General features: G+C 67.8%; 1 protein-coding gene and 1 pseudogene. Both read right to left on the reverse strand.

The features are described from left to right. Positions 1 to 417 (reverse strand): Holliday junction branch migration protein RuvA (gene ruvA / locus NW75_RS21490; RefSeq protein ID WP_033967421.1); only part of this gene is annotated, 417 nt, incomplete at its 3' end. 42 nt (positions 418 to 459) lie between these two features. Further along, positions 460 to 946 (reverse strand): annotated as a pseudogene (gene ruvC, locus NW75_RS21495) (crossover junction endodeoxyribonuclease RuvC). Between the last annotated feature and the right edge of the window lie 391 nt (positions 947 to 1,337).

Raw genomic sequence — 1,337 nt, forward strand, 5'->3', positions numbered from 1 at the left:
GCCGCCGATGGCGACGCCGCCAATCTTGTCCTTCAATTCGCGCACGATGCGTTCGGCGAGCTTGGGGCCAACGCCATTGGCGCGAGCGACCATCGCCTTGTCCTGCGCGGCAATCGCGCGCGAAAGATCGGCGGGTTCGAGCGCCGACAGGATCGCCAGCGCGACGCGCGCACCCACGCCCTGCACGCCGGTGAGCAAGCGGAACCAGTCGCGCTCCGACGCGGTCGCGAAGCCGACCAGGCGGATGAAATCCTCGGCGACCAGCATCTCGGTGTGGAGCATCACCGCCTCGCCGACCGGGCCGATCGCGGCGAGTGTCCGCGACGATGCGCCAACCAGATAGCCTACGCCACCGACATCGACCACGGCATGGTCGAGTCCCGTCGCGTCGAGGCGGCCTTTGAGATGGGCGATCATCCCCGGTACGTAACAGGAACGCGCCGCCCGAGGAAAGCAAAATCAGGGGATGCGCCGCGCGCTCGCCAAATGATGCGCGTGGCAGATCGCCACCGCCAGCGCATCGGCGGCGTCGGGTCCGTCGATCTTCACGCCGGGCAGCAAGCGGCTGACCATGGCATGCACCTGCACCTTTTCAGCACCCCCGACGCCGACCACCGCCTTCTTGATCAAGCGCGTGGCATATTCGCCGACATCGAGCCCAGCGCGCGCGCCCGCGCACAGCACCACGCCGCGCGCCTGGCCGAGCTTCAGCGTCGATTGCGGGTTGGCGTTGACGAACACTTCCTCGACCGCGCACGCATCGGGCGCGTGATCGATCAGCAATGCGCTCAACATCGCATCGAGATGGGCGAGGCGGCGGGGGGAGCGAGGCGGCGGTGTCGGTCTTGAGCTTGCCATTGGCGACATGGCTCAGCCGGTTGCCCTCGGCGCGGATCAGGCCCCAGCCGGTGATGCCGAGACCAGGGTCGAGGCCGAGGATCAGCATTTTTTTTTGGTCCACGCGAAGGCGCGAAGGCGCGAAGCAGGGAGTTCGCGCGGAGACGCGGAGACGCGGAGGAGAAGGGAGACAAGGTGCACGGACGGCGGGCGCGGCGTCACCCCGGGCTTGTCCCGGGGTCCACCGATGTTCGAGACCATCGGCCGCAGGATGCTCGGCACGGTGGATGCCGGGACGAGCCCGGCATGACGTAGGGAGTGTGTCGGTCGATACGGGGCGCACCGTCTCCGCGCCTCCGCGCTCCGCGCGAACCGGATCCCGCTTCGCGGCTTCGCGGCTTTGCGTGAACAGATCGGGCGACTGTCGAAGATCAGCATAAAATTCCCTCTCCCCCTCGAGAGGGAAGGAGGAGCGGAGCGACGGAAGGGTGAGGGTGACC

It is taken from the genome of Sphingomonas sp. Ant H11, from assembly GCF_000797515.1.
Lineage (GTDB): Bacteria > Pseudomonadota > Alphaproteobacteria > Sphingomonadales > Sphingomonadaceae > Sphingomonas.